The 692-nt window shown below is 61.4% G+C and carries 1 pseudogene; it reads right to left on the bottom strand.

Annotation, left to right across the window (positions count from 1 at the left end):
• Positions 1-32 precede the first annotated feature (32 nt).
• Positions 33-692, bottom strand: a pseudogene (locus ACGLHR_RS52005) (hypothetical protein); the annotation flags it as partial.

Here is a 692-nt window from a genome sequence, read left to right as displayed (position 1 = left end):
TGTTTTGTGGGGGACGTAGCCGCTTTTAGGGGCTACGAGAAGTAGATGATGTCCTTGTAGTCGAGAACGGCCTTCGCCAGGCCAAGGCGCATCGCTGGGGTGTCCTTGACGCCGTCTGCCAGCCAGACGTAGTTGTGGCACGCACGAAAGATCGTGAGCAGCTTGCCAATCTGCTCCGGACGGTACACGGAGTATCCGTTCCACACCCGCCCGCGGTTGGCCTGAGACGAGATCGGGCGCTCAAGCATGGATGAACGCCGGCGGATGCGATTGAACCAGGAGTCGACGGCGTGCAGACTGGCCTTGTTGTGCAGCCACGCGAGGTGATCGGCGTCATAGTCACCCAGGTCGGTAAGCAAACAACTGGCCTTTTCCGGCTCCGCCATGGTGGGCAGGGGATGAAAGACCCAGCGATCCTTCCATTTGCCCAGCGCCGCAGCTTCCTGACACCGTTCGCGCAGCATTAGCAACTTGACTTGGTTGGGCTTGAGGCCCGGGTGGGCTGCAGCCTTCTCGTCGAACTCTCGCTTGGACGCTGCCACCAGCGCACGCTTCTGATCGACGGTCAATTCCTTGGATATCCGGACGTAGAAGGCGTCCACGGTTCGCGCCCGGATGCGGGCTGCGAAGGCCCCGAGGCACGCGGCGCGGATACCTGAGTCCTGGTCAAGGAAGAAGCGAATCTTCTCCGC

This window comes from Cupriavidus sp. CuC1 (genome assembly GCF_044627735.1).
GTDB lineage: Bacteria > Pseudomonadota > Gammaproteobacteria > Burkholderiales > Burkholderiaceae > Cupriavidus > Cupriavidus ulmosensis.
Note: the sequence above shows the minus strand (reverse complement) of the source record. Positions and strands in the feature narration are given on the sequence as shown.